This window comes from Chitinophaga sp. 180180018-3, from assembly GCF_037893185.1.
Classification (GTDB): domain Bacteria; phylum Bacteroidota; class Bacteroidia; order Chitinophagales; family Chitinophagaceae; genus Chitinophaga.
In genome coordinates this window covers 6,856,385-6,874,602 of record NZ_CP140772.1, presented here as the reverse complement: position 1 = coordinate 6,874,602, position 18,218 = coordinate 6,856,385, and the positions used below count along the sequence as shown (strand labels likewise).

Sequence of the window (18,218 nt, the reverse complement as noted above, 5' to 3'; positions counted from 1 at the left end):
ACACTTGATTATCAAGTTGTTTTATTCTGGAACAAGATCCTTTTTTCTTTATAGAATTTTGTTTATATTTGCAATAACACCAGTAAACAACGCTTCTGTGCAAATGGAGGCGTTGATTTTTTTTTCTGTAACCAAAAAAACACAGCAGGTTATGTCTGGCATAAATTATATAACGAAAGAAACCCTCGACCAAATGATGAATGAGCTGACCATCCTTAAAACAAAGGGAAGGGCTGAAATTGCACGTGCTATTTCAGAAGCCAGGGAGAAGGGTGACTTGAAGGAAAATGCCGAATATGATGCCGCCAAGGAAGCCCAGGGTATACATGAAGCTAAGATTGCCACACTTGAAACGGCGATAGCTACATCCCGTATTGTTAGCGCCAATGCTATAGATACTTCAAAAGTATCCATCCTCTGTAAGGTAACCATTACGAATATGGCTAATAAGAAGACTGTTACTTACCAGGTTGTTTCTGAAACAGAGGCTGATCTGAAGGCAGGTAAAATATCCATTACTTCTCCGATAGGAAAAGGTTTGCTAGGCAAGCAGGTAGGCGAGGTGGCCGAAGTACAGGCTCCTAATGGATTGCTTAAATTTAAAATTGATTCAATAACAGCATAAGGGCTACTGGCACTTTTTCATGATATTTGCAGGGGTTGCATTCATTTGCGGCCCCTTTTTAATTTTCATAAATTGCCACTAAGAACTGCGTACCATGACCATCTTCTCTAAAATTATCAAAGGTGAGATCCCCAGCTATAAGATAGCAGAGAATGAAAACTTCTATGCTTTCCTGGATATTTTCCCGTTAATGGCCGGCCATACCCTGGTGATTCCCAAAGTGGAAACAGATAAATTCTTCGACGTGTCTGATGATCTGATGAGGGAGTGGTTAGTGTTTGCCAAGCCTATAGCCCGGGCTATCGAAAAAGTGGTTCCCTGTAATCGTATAGGCGTTAGTGTGGTAGGTCTGGAAGTACCTCATGCGCACATGCATCTGATTCCTATTAATTCAGTGGATGATATGAATTTTTCCCGTGCTAAGCTCAAATTGTCGGCCGATGAGTTTAAGGAGATCCAGGCCAGGATCATAGCTGCCTTATAAGGCGGCTTATTTGCCGGGAATATTGAAGCGGAAGCCAACGCCATGCACTGTTTCCAGTTTAATCTGCGGGTCTGATTTAAAATGTTTTCTCAGCTTGGTGATAAATACATCCATGCTCCGGCCGAGGAAGTAATCGTCTTTGCCCCACACGTTAGAGAGGATATCTTCTCTTTTCAGTGTTTTATTGGGGTTATTGCAGAAATATTTTAACAGGTCCGCTTCCTTTTGGGTTACAGAAATAGAGATATCACCATTAGGCGTATACAACCTAAGGTCTTCGTAATCAAATGTAAGTTGACCAATGGTATATTGGCTGGATTTATCTTTCTCCCGGTTCATGGTCCGTTTCAGGAAAACTTCAATCCGCAGGATGAGTTCCTGCATACTGAAAGGTTTGCTGATATAATCGTCTGCTCCGATCGAAAGCCCTGCTATCCGGTCTTCTTTTTCATTCTTGGAAGTGAGGAACAATATAGGTATATGATCATTGGTTTCACGGATCTGCTGGGCCAGCTGAAGACCGTCTTTTTTGGGCATTACTACATCCAGCAAACAAATATCGAATGATCGTAACTGGAACTGTTCCCAGGCTGCCTGACCGTCAACACTGTGTACTACATCATAGCCAGCGTCTTCCAATCGTTTTTTTGTAACCGCACCAAAATTCTGATCATCTTCCACCAATAGGATTCTTGCTTTCATATCTGCCTGATGCTGATTAAAATAAAAAAGCTTGTTATACAACGTTGCGTGTGTAACAAATGATGGTCATTTTTCATAGTTAAGCCGTTATCCGGGCACATGGCCGTAAGCTTTTATTGGGTTCTTGAATTTAAACCAAAGTAACTACAATTTACGGATTTATGAAATATCCTTTTGAGGCCGTTTGCTATCGGGCGATCCGTTCCGGGTGCTTTTGCAGAAACTGTTCCCAGCCTTTGCTCCGGGTAGCTGCTGCCAAGGGGTTGCTTTCCTGGTAAAAATGACAAACTGCTACTGCAAGAGCATCCGTTGCATCAAGGTAATCAGGACGTTCTGATATGCTGAGGATACGTTGCAGCATCAGCCAGACCTGCTCTTTGTCTGCGTTACCATTGCCGGTAACGGATTGTTTTACTTTCTTAGGGGAGTATTCGGTTACCTCCAGTCCACTTTGCATGGCAGCGGCAATAGCTACTCCCTGGGCCCGGCCCAGCTTCAGCATACTTTGAACATTCTTACCAAAAAAAGGTGCTTCGATAGCAAAACTGCTAGGTCTGTGCTCCTGAATCAGTTCCTTTACTCTGGAATGGATCAGTTGTAGGCGCTCGTAGTGATCTTTTAATTTCGACAGTTTCAGTACATCCATCTCCAGAAGACTGGCTTTTTTTCCTTCGATAAGTATAAGCCCGTAGCCCATTACAAGCGTACCAGGGTCAATACCGAGAATTATTTTTGACTTCTTTGCCAACCACAGTTTATTTTTGCCAAAATTTGACTATCTGAACAAAAGTACCAAAATAATTTTCAATTACTTAATAGGAGCGGGGCTTTTTAGCTGGTTAGCGTATTCTATTTATTCACAGTTGACCCATCGCGAGAATCTCCGGGAATCGACCCACCATATGATGTCTTCATTACAGGAAAGGGGCTGGGTGGGCGTCTTCCTGGTATTGGTACTGATGATTTTTAATTGGGGGCTGGAAGCCCGTAAGTGGCAGAAACTGGTTAAACCCCTGGAAGATATCAGTTTTATGAGGGCATTCAGCGCCATCCTATCCGGCGTTTCCTTCTCCATCAATACCCCAAATCGTATAGGCGAGTACGGGGGGCGGATACTTTACCTGAAGAAGAATAATAAGCTGAAAGCCATTGCTGCTACCATTGTGGGAAGTTTCAGCCAGCTGATAGTCACTATTATTTTTGGGTTAACAGGTTTACTTTACTATATCAATACCTTCGCGCCTGCAAAGGACAACCTGCTGTTAAGTACTGCTATCTGGCAGAAAATCGTCGTAGGAGCACTGATAGCTATTTGTGGCCTGACGATATTGTTATATTTTCGGCTACAAATTATTCTGACTGTATTTGAAAAGATACCATTCCTTCGAAAAGTGAAGGTGTTTGTTCAGATCATAGTGAAATACTCATCCGGTGAATTACGTTACCTGTTGCTGCTTTCGGCCTTCCGGTATATAGTCTTCTCGGCACAGTATTTGATTTTGTTGGACGCTCTGGGTATGGAGTTTCTTTGGTGGCAGGCCTTTCTGTTGAACAGCATTATCTACCTGGTAATGGCAGGAGTTCCTACCATCGCGATCGCCGAACTCGGGGTAAGAGGAAAAGTCAGTATCTTTTTTCTTGGATTACTAAGCTCTAACACTATGGCCATTATCGCAGCTACGGCCGGTATCTGGCTGATTAACCTGGTGCTGCCGGCGATTTTGGGAAGTGTGTTGTTGTTGGGAGTAAAAATTTTTAAGGAAAAATAGCTTCGATCAATGAAGTATCTGCTACTCATAATTTTATGGCTTTCCTGTATTCAACCCGTTGAAGCACAAACCGATTTTTGCTCCATCAGAAATACCAGTTTTAATGCCGGTGAAACCATCACATTCAAGGTTTATTACAACCTCGGTAAAATGTATGTGGGCGCCGGAGAAGCTACGTTTAATACGAGCCTCGAGCATTTTGCCAACCGCGAAGTTTTTCACGTTGTGGGAGATGGCAAAACTTTCAGGGCATACGACTGGATCTTCAAGGTGCGCGACCGTTATGAAAGTTATATCGATACCGCCACTATGCAACCCCTGAAGTTTGTCCGCAATGTGAACGAAGGCGGGTATAAGATATTTAATAACGTGGTATTCAACCAGGCTGCCCACCAGGCCATCAGTACCAATGGTACATTCCAGGTGCCCCCCTGTGTGCAGGACGTGATCAGCGCCATCTACTACGCCAGGAATATAGATTTCAGCAAGTATAATACAGGCGATAAGATTCCTTTTGCCATGTTCCTCGATGACCAGGTATATAATATCTATATCAGGTACATGGGTAAGGAAGAAGTAAATACCAAATTCGGCAAGTTCAGGGCTATCAAATTCAAGCCCCTGCTCATCAAGGGTACTATCTTTGAAGGAGGGGAAAAGATGACGGTATGGGTTAGTGATGATGAAAACAAAGTGCCACTGCGTGTGGAAAGCCCCATTTCCGTAGGAAATATTGTGGTGGATATGGTGGCTTATGGAAACCTGCGCTATCCTTTCAGTTCGCTGCTAAGCAGGAAATAAAACGCCCCGGCCGGCCAGATTTAACAATTCATTTGTCGCCTCCAGCCCAAATTTTACCGACCTTCCGTCCCGCAGAAAAACTTATATTTGTTATAATCAACCCTTTATGATTATGGAAGAACGTAAACCGAAAATATTACTGGCGGAAGATGATACCAACCTGGGTATGGTGCTGAAGAACTATCTGGAACTGAATGATTATGATGTAGAATTATGCCGCGATGGTATTCTGGCCCTGGCCGCCTTTCGCCGCGAGAAATTCGACATCTGCCTGCTGGATATTATGATGCCCAATATGGACGGGTTTAAACTGGCAGAGGAAATCAGAGATGTTGATCCGGATATTCCGCTCTTCTTCCTTTCTGCCAAAACCATGAAGGAAGATATTATTCAGGGCTATAAGCTCGGCGCTGATGATTATATTTCCAAGCCGTTCGACAGTGAACTGCTGCTGTTGAAAATCAAGGCTATCCTGAAACGCAACCAGGAGCTGAACAGTAAAGAGGAGGAAGTACATGAATTTGTGATCGGTTCCTATAGCTTTAACTCAAGACTCCGGACCCTGGCTCACAACGGTGAAACACATACGTTGTCACCTAAAGAGAATGAACTCCTGCACATGTTGTGCGAGCATAAGAACGACCTGCTTCCAAGGGAACTGGCGCTCAAGAAGATATGGGGCAGCGATACCTATTTCAACGGTCGCAGTATGGATGTATATATTGCGAAACTGCGCAAATACCTGAAAGAGGATGAAAATATTGAGATTGTGAATATTCACGGCAACGGCTTCCGCCTCGTGGTAAAGGAAGCATAGCTGGCAGCTGACTGGCAGCCAGCTATTAGTGGTTGGCTGCTAGAAAAGCAGATTACTGCCACCCCGGAATGGTGTTTTCCCCAGGTGCGTATATGCTTTCTCCGTTACTTCCCTGCCTCTGGGAGTACGTTTTATAAATCCCTCCTGAATCAAAAATGGCTCATAAACCTCTTCCAGCGTACCTGCTTCTTCCCCCACAGCAGTGGCGATGGTAGTGATACCCACAGGGCCGCCCTTGAAATTTTCTATAATTACATTGAGAATACGGTTATCCATTTCATCGAGCCCGTATTCGTCCACATTCAGCGCTCTGAGGCTGTGTTGGGCTATTCCCACATCGATCACGCCATTGCCAATTACCTGTGCAAAGTCGCGCACCCTGCGGAGCAATCCGTTGGCAATACGTGGGGTGCCCCGCGAACGCCTGGCTATTTCCCCCGCCGCATCTGAGGTAATCTTTGTATTCAACAAGCCTGCTGCCCGCCAGATGATCTGCTGCAGTGTTTCAGCAGAGTAGTACTCCAGTCTCGATTTAATACCGAAACGGGATAACAGCGGTGCCGTCAGCAAACCAGACCGTGTGGTAGCGCCAATCAATGTGAAAGGGAGCAGGTTGATCTGTATCGCCCGCGCACTGGGGCCGGTATCGATCATGATATCAATACGGTAATCTTCCATGGCAGAATACAGGTATTCCTCCACCACAGTGCTTAACCGGTGAATTTCATCAATGAACAGCACGTCTTTGTCTTCCAGATTGGTCAACAGGCCCGCCAGGTCGCTCGGCTTTTCTATAACCGGCCCCGAAGTTTCCCGGATGTTCACCCCCAGTTCATTCGCCACAATGCGCGACAGGGTAGTTTTCCCCAATCCGGGAGGGCCATGGAACAACACATGATCCAGTGCTTCCCCACGCATTTTGGCCGCCTTGATGAATATTTTCAGGTTCTCGATAATTTGATCCTGCCCGGAAAAATCAAGGATTTCCCGGGGGCGTATGCTATTCTCAAACTCTTTGTCAGCAGCGCTGAGTCGCTGTTCGTCTGGTCTTAAATGCTGATTGGACATAATAGTATATGCCCAAAAATACGTAAATATTCAAAGGGCGCCGACAGCTGTTGCCGGATTTCGAAAATGCCTGGCAAACCGCCCCCGCCGGCCGGCATTGTTCCGGATAAGCGGTACAGACTATTTCCTGCCAAAGAAACGGGCCTTTTGCAATGGGAGATGGCTTTTATGCCGGTGAATGCTGTCCGTTGTATGGTTATCGGGGTAAAGTGTTAGTTTCGCTGAATAGCGGAATGACGGACCTGTAACCCGGTACCGGTTACGCCGCTGTAATGAAAGCTGGTACAGACCCACCGGAGGAGCGGCCGGCAACCAACGTCAACAACAAAAAGAGATTAAAAACCCGTATGAAGAAATCCTTGTTATTATGCTGTGCAGCGATTGGCTTCACAATAGCAACATCGGCACAGGTTATTAAAGAAAAAGAAGTAACCCGTATTATAAGTACTTTGGCGGCAGATGATATGGGAGGCCGGCTGCCCGGTACTCCGGGCATTGACAAGGCTGCACAGTTTATCAGCCATGAATTCAGCAAGGCAGGTTTACAGCCTTTACCCGGACAGGAAAATTTTCTCCAGCAGTTTACGATGTACAAACTCCGGAATGTTAGTGTATCCCTCACCGTTAGTGGTGAGCCTCAGAGCTGGCAGGTGATCCCTATTGGCAGCTGTAGAAGCTTCGATTGGGAAAAAGACAGCAGCTATGATGAGATACATGTATCAGATCCATGGACGCTGAAGAAGTTGCTGCGTAGCAAACAACCACTGCAGAAGAATACCCTGGTGTGGCTGGCAGCCCCGATGTCGGGGTATCTTGGCAATATCACTGCATCTTATTCTGAAAAGGGACATGATAACAAAAACGAATTAACCAGTCTTCCTGATGCAGATACAGGAAAACACATGATCGTCGTTTATGAGAAAAACGCGGTGGCGGATACTGCATCCTGGGAAATACATGTACGCCGCGATATTGTGAGCGAGCAATATGCCAATGTGGTGGGCATGATCAGAGGCAGTGCTAAACCCGATGAATATGTGGTATTCTCCGGGCATTATGATCATCTTGGTATATTACCTCCTGTAGCCGGCGACAGCATTGCCAACGGGGCCGATGATGATGCATCCGGTACTACGGCTGTAATTATGCTCTCGAATTACTTCGCTAAAAGTAAGCCCGGACGTTCATTGATTTTTGTAGCCTTTACAGCCGAAGAAACAGGTGGATATGGTTCCCGTTATTTCTCCCTCCACCAGGATCCGGATAAGATAGCAGCGATGTTCAATATTGAAATGATCGGTAAGGAATCCAAATTTGGCAGGAACAGCGCATTCATTACCGGTTTTGAACGCTCCAGTTTTGGCCCCATTCTGCAACGCAATCTGAAAGGATCTGCTTTCCGGTTTCATCCCGATCCGTACCCGGAACAGGAACTGTTTTACCGTTCGGATAACGCCACCCTGGCGGCTCAGGGAGTACCTGCGCATACTATTTCCACTACGCAGATCGACAAAGACCAGTACTATCATACAGTGAAAGATGAGCTACAAACCCTGGATATTAAAAATATCACGGAAATTATACGGGCGATAGCAGTGAGCGCCGGTTCTATAGTAAATGGAACGGACACGCCTACACGAATTGACAAGATATCATTAGACAGATAGCACCATATATTGATCCGGTAAGGAAAAGCTCTGCCGGATCATTCTTTTTTAATTAACAGGGAATCTGCTTGTTTTCCCAAATTCTTTGTTAAATTTACCCCACGTTTTTTTCCTCATAGTCATTAAACCATATCGTTATATGAAAACCGGAATCCTACATTTCTGTAGTGCCATGGGCATTGCGAGCATTTTGTTATCTTCCTGCGGAACCAAAGACATGGCAGGACCAGATACCAAACAACCTATCAACGACAAGGATGTTGCTGCCGTGAATTATGAAATTTCTGGCATCAATTCCACTGCAACATTAACACCGGATGCTTCGGGCCGTTTGTCTGCTATCACAGGAGATCCTTCTATGGCTAAAGCTGCCTCAGGAGGTTTCGACATCACCTGGGATACTGCTACTGCGCGGCTGAGAGAAATCCGTTTTGATGCAAAACGTGGAAAAGATGAATTGGAATTCAAACTCACAACCGACCGGCAGATCGATCTCAAGAAAGTGCCTACCATCCTGGGTGCTATCAAAATCCCGAAAGGCACTTACCAACAGGTTAAAGTGTTTGCAAGGGTAGAAGGGGACAAAAAAGATCCGGCTGTAAGACTGAAAGGTTTTATTACCTGGGACACTAAGAAAATCCCTGTTGAAATCCTGCTCTCCGGCGTAATTGAGCTGGCTGCAAAAGGTAAGGATGTTGTGGTAACTGACACCAAAATCGATTGGAAAGGATCACTCAAAATTTCTATGGACCTGATCCTTACTAAACTCCAGATTGGCGATTTCACTGGTTCCTTCAACAATGGAAAACTGCAGATCAGTGTTGATGTCAATGGTAACCTGCACAACAAGGTGGTGGATGCTCTGGAAAACAGCATGTCTGTTGAACACACGCACGACTGAGTTAAGAATCAGTAATCAGACATTAAAAATGAAAGCGGAGATAGTAGCGAATACTATCTCCGCTTTCGTTTTTAATACTTAATTATTTATCTCTATTTCTGAGTAAACAGCGAAGTGATCTGATGCATATCTTCCTTCCCAGCTTTCTGAAATAGTGGCGTGTTTCTTCACGTTGAATTTACCTTTCAGGAAGATGTAGTCGATCGGCTGATCTTCCATTTCTCCGCTATGCCAGCCGTTGAATGTACCAACCGGACCGAAGTGCGGAATTTTACTGATAGATTTACTATCGGTCAGATGAAGGGGATTGTTGGCGTCGACGATGATCTGAATAGGTTCGTCGGAGGGTACGGCGTTGAAATCGCCGGTGATGATAGCCGGATTGTTGCCGGCGATGTTATGCACCTGTTGCAGCAGGAATTTCGCGCTTTCCCTGCGGGCTACTTTTCCTCTGTGATCGAAGTGTGTATTGAAATGGAAGAAAAGTTTGTTTGTTTTTTTGTCCCTGAATTTGCCCCATGTAACAATTCGGGTGCATGCCCCGTCCCAGCCGATATGGCCTGCAACGGTGGGCGTTTCCGAAAGCCAGAATGTTTCACTTTTCAATAATTGTAACCGGGTGGTATCGTAGAATATGGCAGAATATTCTCCTTTGGTTTTCCCATCATCTCTTCCTACACCGATGCTTTTATATTGCGGCAGGCGTTGCTGCAGGTCTTCCATCTGATCGTGCAGTGCTTCCTGTACGCCGAGGAGATTGGCTTCCAGGAAAAGTACCTCTGATGCGGCTTTATCTTTACGAAGTGGCCAGGCATTTAAACTATCTTCCGGATTGTTATAACGTATGTTGAAGGTCATTACCTTCAGCGGCACCTGTGCGGCGGCAAAACCGGCAAAGATGCAGGAGATGCCGGCCAGCAATAGTTTTTTCATATCCTTGTTCTTTTAGGGCGTAAAAATAGTATCTGTATTGGTAAATCCCAGCTATTAACTATTTCATCATCCGGAGAGAAGTAAAGCAGAACAGGAATAATTATCCTCAGTGCGTGAATTTATTCAGTTGCAGAATGATATCCGGATCAGGGCAGTTCTGCAGGAACTTTTCTTTTTCGCTGTAGCGGCAAACTCCGGGATAATCGCCACGGAAGCCCTGCATATCTTCGATCACCTGGAAGTGCAGGTGTGGCGGCCAGCCGCCGTTTTCCGAAGGAGTGCCAAAGTGCCCGAGCGGCTGCCCTGCCATGATCGGCATATTTTCGTATAGGCCCTGCAAGTTAGAGATGCTCAGGTGTCCGTACAGGGTATGGAACTGATAGCCGTCGAGCTGATGTTGCAGGATAATAGTGGCGCCGTAATCGCCGAAATGGTCATTGAAGCGGAAACTGTGTATATGCGCATTCATTGGAGCAAACAACTGCGTGCCTGTCTCTCCCCAGATATCCATCCCCAGGTGCAGCCGCCTGGGTTCTTCTCCTGCATCAAAATGCGGGCTTACCGAATAAATGGTCCGATGCTCTGCATACCCGCCAATCCCAAGCCGGCAGCCGTTTTGGCGCAGTATGGTTTCAATGTACCTGCTGAAGCGGGTGATATCCTGCAGGATGTTTTTGGTCAGCGTAGTATTGTTGGCCGTAAAATCCATTACCAGCAATGGTTCATGATCCCCCATAAGTGGAATAACCGGTTTGAAGGTGGATTGATACTTCTTTAATACCTCCTGTAACATATTTTGAGATGCAAGATGTTCGTCTAAATATAAATATTAATTTGTGTATTAAATAATAGCCGTCTATTGCAGTTTCCTGTTTATATCCATTTGTTTTCCTTACAATTCCCGTTGCACGCCGTTACGGAATCGCTAGGTATGTTTATTGGCTTCCGCTATTTCCTGTTCCTCCGCAAAAAGCAGGGCGATCAGGTAGATAGTAGCCACCGGGTGTGGGCCATTATCGGAGCCATTTTCGGCGCACTCTTCGGCAGCCGGCTGCTGGGGGCGCTGGAAAACCCGCCAGGACTGCTGGAAGCAAAGCATACACTGTTTTACATTTATCAGAATAAGACAATTGTGGGAGGATTGCTGGGAGGCCTTGCCGGAGTGGAGCTTATCAAGAAAGCGGTTGGCGAACGTCAGTCTACCGGCGACCTGTTCGTATATCCGCTGATCCTTGCCATGATGATAGGCCGCCTTGGCTGTTTCTCCATGGGCATCTATGAAGAAACCTATGGCCTGCCCACATCGCTGCCCTGGGGCATGGATCTGGGCGACGGCTTACCCCGGCATCCGGTATCTCTCTACGAAATTATATTGCTGGTTATACTCTGGCAACTCATCCGGTATGTAAGTCATCGTTATACCCTGGTGAGTGGCGCAAAGTTTAAACTTTTCATGATCGGATATCTGCTGTTTCGCTTCCTGCTGGATTTTATCAAGCCAGGCTACCGTTACCTGTTTGGTCTGGGATCTATACAACTGGCCTGCCTGGCAGGATTGATCTATTATCTGCCTGTTATCATTTTTCCATCACGACTAATCCGGAAACAATATGCCTGAGAAAAATTATACGTATTACGACTTTACACTGAGCATCTGCAGCACCTGCCTGCGCAGGGTAGATGCCAAAGTGATATTTGAAGATGGGAAAGTGTTTATGGTAAAGCATTGCCCGCAACACGGACGGGAAAAGGTGCTGATTGCAACCGATATAGATTATTATAAGAACACCCGGAATTATAATAAGCCATCTGAAGCGCCGCTTAAAACCAATACTGCTACGCATTATGGTTGTCCGTACGACTGCGGCCTTTGCCAGGATCATGAACAGCACTCCTGTTTAAGCGTCATTGAGGTAACTGACCGCTGTAACCTGACGTGCCCAACCTGCTACGCGATGTCGTCGCCGCACTACGGCCGGCATCGTACTCTGGAGGAAATTGAACAAATGCTGGATATCATCGTGGCCAATGAAGGGCAGCCCGATGTAGTACAGCTCAGCGGGGGCGAACCTACGATCCATCCTCAGTTCTTTGAAATACTGGATATCGCTAAACGTAAGCCCATCCGGCATCTGATGATCAACACCAATGGGATACGGATTGCGAAGGACAAAGAATTTACAGCGAGGCTGGCTACCTATATGCCCGATTTTGAAGTGTACCTGCAATTCGATTCCTTTAAACCGGACGTGCTGGAACGTATGAGGGGTAAGGATCTGACGGATGTAAGACAACAGGCGCTGGAGAACCTGAATGAAGTAAACCTCAGTACCACGCTGGTAGTGACTTTGCAGAAGGGTGTGAATGATGAAGAGATGGGAGCAATCATTGACTATGCACTGAAGCAACGTTGTGTAAGGGGAGTTACCTTTCAGCCGGTGCAGGTGGCGGGCCGTACAGATGATTTCAATCCTGAAACAGACCGCATTACCCTGACGGAGGTAAGGCAGCGTATCCTGCAACAATCGCCTGTCTGGAATGCCAATGATATTATTCCGGTGCCGTGCAACCCGGATGCGTTGGCCATGGCATATGCGCTGAAAATAGACGGTCAGGTATTTCCACTGACCCGTTATGTTGATCCGGCTGTATTACTGAATAATTCCAGGAATACTATTGTATACGAACAGGACGAAAGATTGCATCAGCATGTACTGAAGATCTTCAGCACAGGAATTTCTACAGACGCGGCCGTGAATGATATGCAGTCGCTGTTATGCTGCCTGCCACAGGTACAGGCGCCCGGGCTGGATTATACCAACCTGTTTCGCATTGTGATCATGCGCTTCCTGGATGCCTACGATTTCGATGTACGTGCTATCAAGAAATCCTGTGTGCATATAGTACATAAAGACGGCCGTATCATTCCCTTTGAAACCATGAACCTCTTTTACCGGGATGATAAGGAAGCCTATCTGAAAGCATTGCAGCAAGAACGTGAATTAAATACCGCGCTATGAATAAGACCATGAGAGATGTTGCTCTCTTTACGCTGATCCCATTGGGAATATTCCTGCTTTTCTGTATGTCAGGCGACAGTGGGATACTGATAGCCGGAATACTGACGCTGCTGGTAGTGGGAATTTATTTCCTGGTGGGCATTATATTATTATTGACAGACCATGCAGGTATTGGGAAGGCAATGCTCTTATCTGCGGGCATTGTTTTATTGGTGGGGTTATCGACCTGCGGAATGATCATGAGTGGGTTCAGGCTATAAAAAAAAGCGGCTGTTATACGTTTCGTACAACAGCCGCCTGGTTAATATCAGGTATCGTTGATCAGACTACTACATTGATCATTCTGCCTTTAACGATGATCACTTTTTTAGGCGCTTTCCCTTCCAGCCACTTCTGTACCACATCGCTGGCCAGTACTTCTTTCTCTATGTCTGTATTGGCAGCGTCCAGCGGAAATCCCATCTCTGCACGGGTTTTACCATTGATAGCGATCGGATAGTTGAACGCTGTTTCCCTGGTATATTTCTCTTCAAACAGCGGGTAAGAAGCATCCAGTATGCTGCCGCTATTGCCAATGCCTTGCCACAGTTCTTCGCTGAAATGCGGCGCATAAGGCGTTAACAGGATCAGCAAAGGCTCCAGTATGGCACGTTTGTGACAACGCAGGCTTGCCAGCTCGTTCACACAAATCATAAACTGGCTCACTGCCGTGTTATAGGAGAAGCCGTTAGTATCGTGGTCTATCTTCTGGATAGTTTTATGCAATACTTTCAGTTCATCCGCTGTAGGTGCCTGGTCATTTACCAGGTTGCCTTTATGCTCGTCGATAAAGAGCCGCCACATTTTCTTCAGGAAACGGTGTACCCCCTCAATGCCTTTGGTATCCCAGGGCTTCGACTGTTCTACTGGTCCGAGGAACATTTCGTACATACGGAATGTATCTGCACCATAGCGATCTACCAGGTCGTTCGGGTTAACGGTGTTGAATAAACGCTTACTCATCTTTTCCAGTAACACGCCGCAGATATATTTGCCGTCTTCCAGTATGAAAGTAGCATCCGCATAGTCGGATTTCCACTTTTTAAAAGCTTCTGTATCCAGTTCTACGCCGTCGACAATATTCACATCCACATGCAGCTCGTCTGTTTCGTACTGATCTTTCAGGCCCTGAGATACAAACTGATGGGTGCCGCGGATGCGATATACCAGTCGTGAGCTGCCTCCGATCATACCCTGGTTGATAAGGGATTTGAAAGGTTCGTCGAAGCCGATATGTCCCAGGTCGAACAGTACTTTCGTCCACATGCGGGAATAGAGCAGGTGCCCTACAGCATGTTCGGTACCGCCTACATACACATCTACCTGATTCCAGTAATCGGTTGCCTTGCGATTGGCGAAAGTATGTGCATTATGCGGATCCATGTAGCGGAGGAAATACCAGCTGCTGCCGGCGTATCCGGGCATGGTGTTGGTTTCTCTTTTCACATTGGGGGCAATATTTACCCAGTCGGTGATATTGGCCAGCGGGCCTTCTCCTTCAGCGCCCGGTTTGTAATGTTCTACATGCGGCAGCTCAAGTGGAAGGTCTTTCTCTTCCATTCCATATGGGATACCGTCTTTAAACAGGATCGGGAATGGCTCGCCCCAGTAGCGCTGGCGGCTGAAGCCTGCGTCGCGCATTTTGTAGTTAATTTGCCGGCGGCCGATGCCTATTTCTTCCAGTTTGTCGATCACAACATCCATGGCTGGTTTCATGTCCATGCCATTCAGGAAACCGCTGTTCTGCAATTTGGCATCCTTGGTTGGATTGGCTTCTTCGCCGTTAAACGCATCCCCGATGATGTTGGTGATCGGGATATTGAAATGCCGGGCAAAGCCATAGTCGCGCTGATCGCCGCAGGGCACGGCCATAATGGCGCCGGTGCCGTAGCCTGCCAGTACATATTCCGCAATCCACACCGGTATCTGGCGGCCGTCGAACGGATTGATGGCATAAGCGCCGGTGAAGCAACCGGTGATTTGTTTTACGTCGGCCATACGCTCGCGTTCCGAGCGACTTTGTACATATTCCAGGTATTTATCCACGTCGGCTTGCTGTTCCCGCGTAGTGATAGCTGCTACCAGGTCGTGTTCCGGTGCCAGTACAATGAAATCAACGCCGAAAATAGTATCGGGCCGGGTGGTATATACTTCTATGGTTTCAGCAGTGTTTTTCAGCGAGAATCTGATTTCTGCTCCCTGGCTCCTGCCGATCCAGTTGCGTTGCATTTCTTTCATCGCATCGCTGAATGCCACTCTCTCCAGGCCTTCCAGCAGGCGGTTGGCATATTCGGTGATGCGAAGGAACCACTGGCGCATTTTCTTCTTCACTACCGGATATCCGCCGCGTTCGCTCACGCCATTCACTACTTCATCATTGGCCAGTACGGTGCCCAGTGCCTCACACCAGTTCACTTCTGCATAGGCCAGGTAGGCCAGGCGGTACTGCATCAGTATTTCGCGCTGCTCTTTTTCGCTGCAGGCTTTCCATTGTGCTGAGGAGAACTGTATAGTTCTGTCGCCGGGGCAGATATGTGCGCTGTTACCTTCTTTCTCAAAAATGGCCACCAGGCTGGCAATAGGTTCCGCCTTCTGGGAAATCCGGTTGTACCAGCTTTCGAAGATCTGCAGGAATATCCACTGGGTCCATTTATAGTAAGAAGGATCGCTGGTAGTTACCTGACGGTCCCAATCATAGCAGAAGCCAATGTTATCCAGCTGTTCCCGGAAAGCTTTGATGTTTTGCTCCGTGGTAACTGCCGGATGCTGGCCTGTTTCCATGGCATATTGTTCTGCAGGCAGGCCAAAAGCATCGTAGCCCATGGTATGCAGTACGTTATAGCCTTTCAGCCTTTTGTAACGGGCATAAATATCCGTTGCAATATATCCCAGCGGGTGCCCTACGTGAAGGCCGGCCCCGGAGGGATAAGGGAACATGTCCAGTACATAACATTTGGGCTTTGGACTGTCGTTACTCACCCGGTAAGCATTTGATTGCTTCCATTCCTCTTGCCACTTTTTTTCGATTGCCCTGAAATTGTATTCCATATCGGTTGCAGGTAAACCTTAATCTGCCGGATGTAACAATACTACCGGCTGTTAAGGCGTTATCATTTATAGATTAAAAATTTTTAATAATGCCTGGTCAGCAAAATAATGTTAAATTAATTAATACGCCAATGTCATTCCCCGGCATCTCTATATCTTGCCACTTTAAAGCCCGGATATGGAGCATTAACCGGCCGGGTTGGCAAAATTAAACACATAACTACTAATTTTTATTATTTTCGCCGATAAACTGCAGATTAATGGCGCAATCCGGGAAATCATCAGCAAAGAAGTCGAAACCATCCTACCTGTACTCCATCATAGGAGTGGCACTGGTATTGTTTTTACTGGGTACATTGGGGCTGGTGGTCATACATGCCAACAAACTGAGCGTGTATTTTAAAGAAAGTATAGAAGTACAGGTGATCCTGAGGGATAATGTGAAGGAAGCCCAGGCTACAGCACTGCGCGATTCCATTGCCCACAAGCCATATGTAAAGTCTATCGAATATGTGTCGAAGGATATGGCGGCCCAGCGTTTCAAAAAGGATTTCGGAGAGGATTTTATCAGCCTTTTGCAGTATAATCCTTTATACAGCAGTATCAACATAAAGGCGAATGCCGGTTATGTGAACAGCGATAGCCTGAAAGTCATTGAAAATAACCTTTCCCAGCAAAGCATTGTGAGGGAAATCTCCTATCAGCGTATGCTGGTGAGTAAACTAAATGAGAATGTCAATAAAATCGGCCTGGTAATCCTGCTGATCAGCGGTTTGTTGTGTCTGGTGGTAATATTCCTGATAGATAACACGATCCGTCTGGCGATGTTCAGCAACCGGTTCCTGATCAAAACTATGCAGATGGTAGGTGCTACGCGCTGGTTCATTGCCAAGCCGTTTGATCTCCGCAGTATTGTCAATGGCGCTATCAGTGCGGCTATTGCCATAGCCGGATTGGTAGGTATCATGTCATTTGCCGATAAGGTATTGCCGGAACTGGCTGGTTTGCGCGACAATCTGATGATAGTGCTCCTTTTTGCAGGAATGATCCTGATCGGCATTTGTATTTCGCTGGTAAGTACCCATCGTTCTGTGATGAAATACCTGCGCCTGAAACTGGACGATCTTTATTAATTTTAACTGTTCACTGAAGACATTTATAATACCAAACAACTATGGCTAAAACAAGCACAAACCCTGCTACAACTAAAGAGGTACCTGTTGCAGATAAAACTGCAGCCACCACCGGATCTATTTTTCCCAAAGAGAATTATAAATTTATGCTGGCTGGTATTGTGGTAATTATACTGGGTTTCTTCCTGATGATGGGTGGCGATTCTTCTGATCCCAATACCTTCAGCCCCGACCAGGTATATAGTTTCCGCAGAATCACCCTGGCGCCGATTGTGATAGTAGCCGGCTTACTGGTGGAAGTATATGCCATCATGCGCCGTCCTAAAACGAACGCTTAATTTGTGTGAATAAAGATATTCCCGTAGCGATGAAACCTCATCGCTTTTTTTATCACTTTTAACCATATTTAATTCAATGAACGTTTTTCAGGCTATCATCATAGCCATTGTGGAAGGATTAACGGAATTTCTACCCATTTCCTCCACCGGGCATATGATTATTGTAAGCGCATTGCTGGGCATCAGCAAAGATGAATTTACCAAGTTGTTTGAAGTTGTGATACAGCTGGGAGCCATCCTGGCCGTGGTGGTTTTTTACTGGAGAAAATTCCTGGTGTTTGATAAGAACCGGTTTAACTTTTACCTGAAGCTGGCCGTAGCCGTAGTGCCGGCCCTGATCCTCGGATTCCTGTTCAGCAAGAAGATCGACGCTTTGCTGGAGAGCCCTCTCACGGTAGGAATAACCTTGTTCCTGGGTGGGATCATCCTGCTTTTCGTAGATAAATGGTTCCAGAACCCTACTATAGAAACAGAAGAAAAGATAAACCTTTTCACCGCCCTGCGCATTGGCTTCTACCAGTGCCTGGCGCTGATACCAGGTACCAGCCGCAGCGCGGCCTCCATTATCGGTGGTATGCAGCAAAAACTGTCGCGCAGTGTAGCTGCTGAATTCTCCTTCTTCCTGGCAGTACCTACCATGGCAGCAGCCACCGGCTACAAATTGCTGAAAGGGAAAGAACTGCTGATGGCTCATCCGGAGAATATGAAGCTCTTGCTGGTAGGCAATATTATCGCATTTATCGTTGCCCTGGGCGCTATCAAATTCTTTATCGGCGCTGTTAAAAAGTACGGCTTTAAAATGTGGGGCTACTATCGTATCGTAGTGGGCCTGGCGATAATAGCTGCTATTTTGATGGGATACGAACTGTAGTT

At 46.4% G+C, this 18,218-nt stretch carries 19 protein-coding genes; 13 read left to right on the top strand and 6 right to left on the bottom strand.

Going from position 1 to position 18,218, the window contains the following annotated elements; all coding sequences use genetic code 11:
- Positions 1-151 precede the first annotated feature (151 nt).
- Together greA and UNH61_RS26995 are read left to right on the top strand one after the other, a co-directional pair.
- Positions 152-625 (top strand): transcription elongation factor GreA, encoded by a 474-nt coding sequence (greA, locus tag UNH61_RS27000; protein ID WP_326995112.1) that lies wholly within the window; start codon positions 152-154, stop codon positions 623-625.
- Positions 626-719: 94 nt separating this feature from the next.
- Positions 720-1,109: an HIT family protein gene (locus tag UNH61_RS26995; RefSeq protein ID WP_326995111.1), complete on the top strand. Its 390-nt coding sequence runs from the start codon at positions 720-722 to the stop codon at positions 1,107-1,109.
- Positions 1,110-1,115: 6 nt separating this feature from the next.
- Here UNH61_RS26995 and UNH61_RS26990 read toward each other — a convergent pair whose 3' ends face one another.
- Together UNH61_RS26990 and ruvC are read right to left on the bottom strand one after the other, a co-directional pair.
- Positions 1,116-1,811, bottom strand: coding sequence for a response regulator transcription factor (locus tag UNH61_RS26990; protein ID WP_326995110.1), 696 nt, complete (start codon positions 1,809-1,811; stop codon positions 1,116-1,118).
- Positions 1,812-1,998: 187 nt separating this feature from the next.
- Positions 1,999-2,559 (bottom strand): crossover junction endodeoxyribonuclease RuvC, encoded by a 561-nt coding sequence (gene ruvC / locus UNH61_RS26985; protein WP_326995109.1) that lies wholly within the window; start codon positions 2,557-2,559, stop codon positions 1,999-2,001.
- Between the two features lie 154 nt (positions 2,560-2,713).
- Here ruvC and UNH61_RS26980 point away from each other — a divergent pair, with 154 nt between their 5' ends.
- The 3 genes from UNH61_RS26980 to UNH61_RS26970 all read left to right on the top strand — a co-directional run bounded on the left by UNH61_RS26980 (position 2,714) and on the right by UNH61_RS26970 (position 5,198).
- Complete coding sequence (locus tag UNH61_RS26980) at positions 2,714-3,580, top strand: lysylphosphatidylglycerol synthase domain-containing protein (RefSeq protein ID WP_326995108.1); 867 nt, start codon at positions 2,714-2,716, stop codon at positions 3,578-3,580.
- Positions 3,581-3,589: 9 nt separating this feature from the next.
- Complete coding sequence (locus UNH61_RS26975; RefSeq protein WP_326995107.1) at positions 3,590-4,381, top strand: DUF3108 domain-containing protein; 792 nt, start codon at positions 3,590-3,592, stop codon at positions 4,379-4,381.
- A 112-nt stretch (positions 4,382-4,493) separates the two neighbouring features.
- Positions 4,494-5,198, top strand: a complete 705-nt coding sequence (locus tag UNH61_RS26970; RefSeq protein WP_326995106.1) for a response regulator transcription factor — start codon at positions 4,494-4,496, stop codon at positions 5,196-5,198.
- A 39-nt stretch (positions 5,199-5,237) separates the two neighbouring features.
- Here the strand turns inward: UNH61_RS26970 and ruvB are convergent, their stop codons facing one another.
- Entirely contained in the window at positions 5,238-6,266 is a 1,029-nt protein-coding gene (gene ruvB / locus UNH61_RS26965) for a Holliday junction branch migration DNA helicase RuvB (RefSeq protein WP_326995105.1), read from the bottom strand.
- Between the two features lie 272 nt (positions 6,267-6,538).
- On the opposite strand from ruvB, the gene UNH61_RS26960 reads away from it, so the two are divergent.
- Both UNH61_RS26960 and UNH61_RS26955 read left to right on the top strand, forming a co-directional pair.
- Positions 6,539-7,933 (top strand): M28 family peptidase, encoded by a 1,395-nt coding sequence (locus UNH61_RS26960; RefSeq protein ID WP_326995104.1) that lies wholly within the window; start codon positions 6,539-6,541, stop codon positions 7,931-7,933.
- 139 nt (positions 7,934-8,072) lie between these two features.
- Positions 8,073-8,834, top strand: a complete 762-nt coding sequence (locus UNH61_RS26955; protein WP_326995103.1) for a hypothetical protein — start codon at positions 8,073-8,075, stop codon at positions 8,832-8,834.
- Positions 8,835-8,912: 78 nt separating this feature from the next.
- On the opposite strand, the gene UNH61_RS26950 is transcribed toward UNH61_RS26955, so the two are convergent.
- Both UNH61_RS26950 and UNH61_RS26945 read right to left on the bottom strand, forming a co-directional pair.
- Complete coding sequence (locus UNH61_RS26950; RefSeq protein ID WP_326995102.1) at positions 8,913-9,767, bottom strand: endonuclease/exonuclease/phosphatase family protein; 855 nt, start codon at positions 9,765-9,767, stop codon at positions 8,913-8,915.
- Positions 9,768-9,873: 106 nt separating this feature from the next.
- Positions 9,874-10,560 (bottom strand): peptidoglycan DD-metalloendopeptidase family protein, encoded by a 687-nt coding sequence (locus tag UNH61_RS26945; protein WP_326995101.1) that lies wholly within the window; start codon positions 10,558-10,560, stop codon positions 9,874-9,876.
- A 66-nt stretch (positions 10,561-10,626) separates the two neighbouring features.
- Here UNH61_RS26945 and UNH61_RS26940 point away from each other — a divergent pair, with 66 nt between their 5' ends.
- The 3 genes from UNH61_RS26940 to UNH61_RS26930 are packed head-to-tail and all read left to right on the top strand — an operon-like array spanning position 10,627 to position 13,047.
- Complete coding sequence (locus tag UNH61_RS26940) at positions 10,627-11,385, top strand: prolipoprotein diacylglyceryl transferase family protein (protein WP_326995100.1); 759 nt, start codon at positions 10,627-10,629, stop codon at positions 11,383-11,385.
- A complete protein-coding gene (locus tag UNH61_RS26935) occupies positions 11,378-12,787 on the top strand; it encodes a radical SAM protein (RefSeq protein ID WP_326995099.1) in 1,410 nt (469 codons plus the stop codon). The genes UNH61_RS26940 and UNH61_RS26935 overlap by 8 nt, the downstream gene beginning before the upstream one ends.
- The gene (locus tag UNH61_RS26930) at positions 12,784-13,047 is read left to right on the top strand and encodes a hypothetical protein (protein ID WP_326995098.1); all 264 of its coding nucleotides are present in this window, start codon (positions 12,784-12,786) and stop codon (positions 13,045-13,047) included. Before UNH61_RS26935 ends, UNH61_RS26930 begins: the two co-directional genes overlap by 4 nt.
- A gap of 61 nt (positions 13,048-13,108) precedes the next feature.
- Here the strand turns inward: UNH61_RS26930 and leuS are convergent, their stop codons facing one another.
- Positions 13,109-15,874, bottom strand: a complete 2,766-nt coding sequence (leuS, locus tag UNH61_RS26925; protein WP_326995097.1) for a leucine--tRNA ligase — start codon at positions 15,872-15,874, stop codon at positions 13,109-13,111.
- A gap of 260 nt (positions 15,875-16,134) precedes the next feature.
- Between leuS and UNH61_RS26920 the strand changes: the two genes are divergently transcribed.
- The 3 genes from UNH61_RS26920 (at position 16,135) to UNH61_RS26910 (ending at position 18,216) form a co-directional block, all read left to right on the top strand.
- Entirely contained in the window at positions 16,135-17,007 is an 873-nt protein-coding gene (locus UNH61_RS26920) for a permease-like cell division protein FtsX (RefSeq protein WP_326995096.1), read from the top strand.
- A 41-nt stretch (positions 17,008-17,048) separates the two neighbouring features.
- Complete coding sequence (locus UNH61_RS26915) at positions 17,049-17,345, top strand: DUF3098 domain-containing protein (RefSeq protein ID WP_326995095.1); 297 nt, start codon at positions 17,049-17,051, stop codon at positions 17,343-17,345.
- A gap of 76 nt (positions 17,346-17,421) precedes the next feature.
- Complete coding sequence (locus tag UNH61_RS26910; protein ID WP_326995094.1) at positions 17,422-18,216, top strand: undecaprenyl-diphosphate phosphatase; 795 nt, start codon at positions 17,422-17,424, stop codon at positions 18,214-18,216.
- The last annotated feature ends 2 nt before the right edge of the window (positions 18,217-18,218 follow it).

Coding starts and splice junctions, on each gene's coding strand:
- UNH61_RS26955 (WP_326995103.1), top strand. CDS start 8,073: ATGAAAACCGGAATCCTACATTTCTGTAGTGCCATGGGCATTGCGAGC.
- UNH61_RS26950 (WP_326995102.1), bottom strand. CDS start 9,767: ATGAAAAAACTATTGCTGGCCGGCATCTCCTGCATCTTTGCCGGTTTT.
- UNH61_RS26975 (WP_326995107.1), top strand. CDS start 3,590: ATGAAGTATCTGCTACTCATAATTTTATGGCTTTCCTGTATTCAACCC.
- UNH61_RS26920 (WP_326995096.1), top strand. CDS start 16,135: ATGGCGCAATCCGGGAAATCATCAGCAAAGAAGTCGAAACCATCCTAC.
- UNH61_RS26995 (WP_326995111.1), top strand. CDS start 720: ATGACCATCTTCTCTAAAATTATCAAAGGTGAGATCCCCAGCTATAAG.
- ruvB (WP_326995105.1), bottom strand. CDS start 6,266: ATGTCCAATCAGCATTTAAGACCAGACGAACAGCGACTCAGCGCTGCT.
- UNH61_RS26945 (WP_326995101.1), bottom strand. CDS start 10,560: ATGTTACAGGAGGTATTAAAGAAGTATCAATCCACCTTCAAACCGGTT.
- UNH61_RS26980 (WP_326995108.1), top strand. CDS start 2,714: ATGATGTCTTCATTACAGGAAAGGGGCTGGGTGGGCGTCTTCCTGGTA.
- UNH61_RS26910 (WP_326995094.1), top strand. CDS start 17,422: ATGAACGTTTTTCAGGCTATCATCATAGCCATTGTGGAAGGATTAACG.
- UNH61_RS26990 (WP_326995110.1), bottom strand. CDS start 1,811: ATGAAAGCAAGAATCCTATTGGTGGAAGATGATCAGAATTTTGGTGCG.
- leuS (WP_326995097.1), bottom strand. CDS start 15,874: ATGGAATACAATTTCAGGGCAATCGAAAAAAAGTGGCAAGAGGAATGG.
- UNH61_RS26970 (WP_326995106.1), top strand. CDS start 4,494: ATGGAAGAACGTAAACCGAAAATATTACTGGCGGAAGATGATACCAAC.
- UNH61_RS26960 (WP_326995104.1), top strand. CDS start 6,539: ATGAAAGCTGGTACAGACCCACCGGAGGAGCGGCCGGCAACCAACGTC.
- UNH61_RS26915 (WP_326995095.1), top strand. CDS start 17,049: ATGGCTAAAACAAGCACAAACCCTGCTACAACTAAAGAGGTACCTGTT.
- UNH61_RS26935 (WP_326995099.1), top strand. CDS start 11,378: ATGCCTGAGAAAAATTATACGTATTACGACTTTACACTGAGCATCTGC.
- greA (WP_326995112.1), top strand. CDS start 152: ATGTCTGGCATAAATTATATAACGAAAGAAACCCTCGACCAAATGATG.
- UNH61_RS26930 (WP_326995098.1), top strand. CDS start 12,784: ATGAATAAGACCATGAGAGATGTTGCTCTCTTTACGCTGATCCCATTG.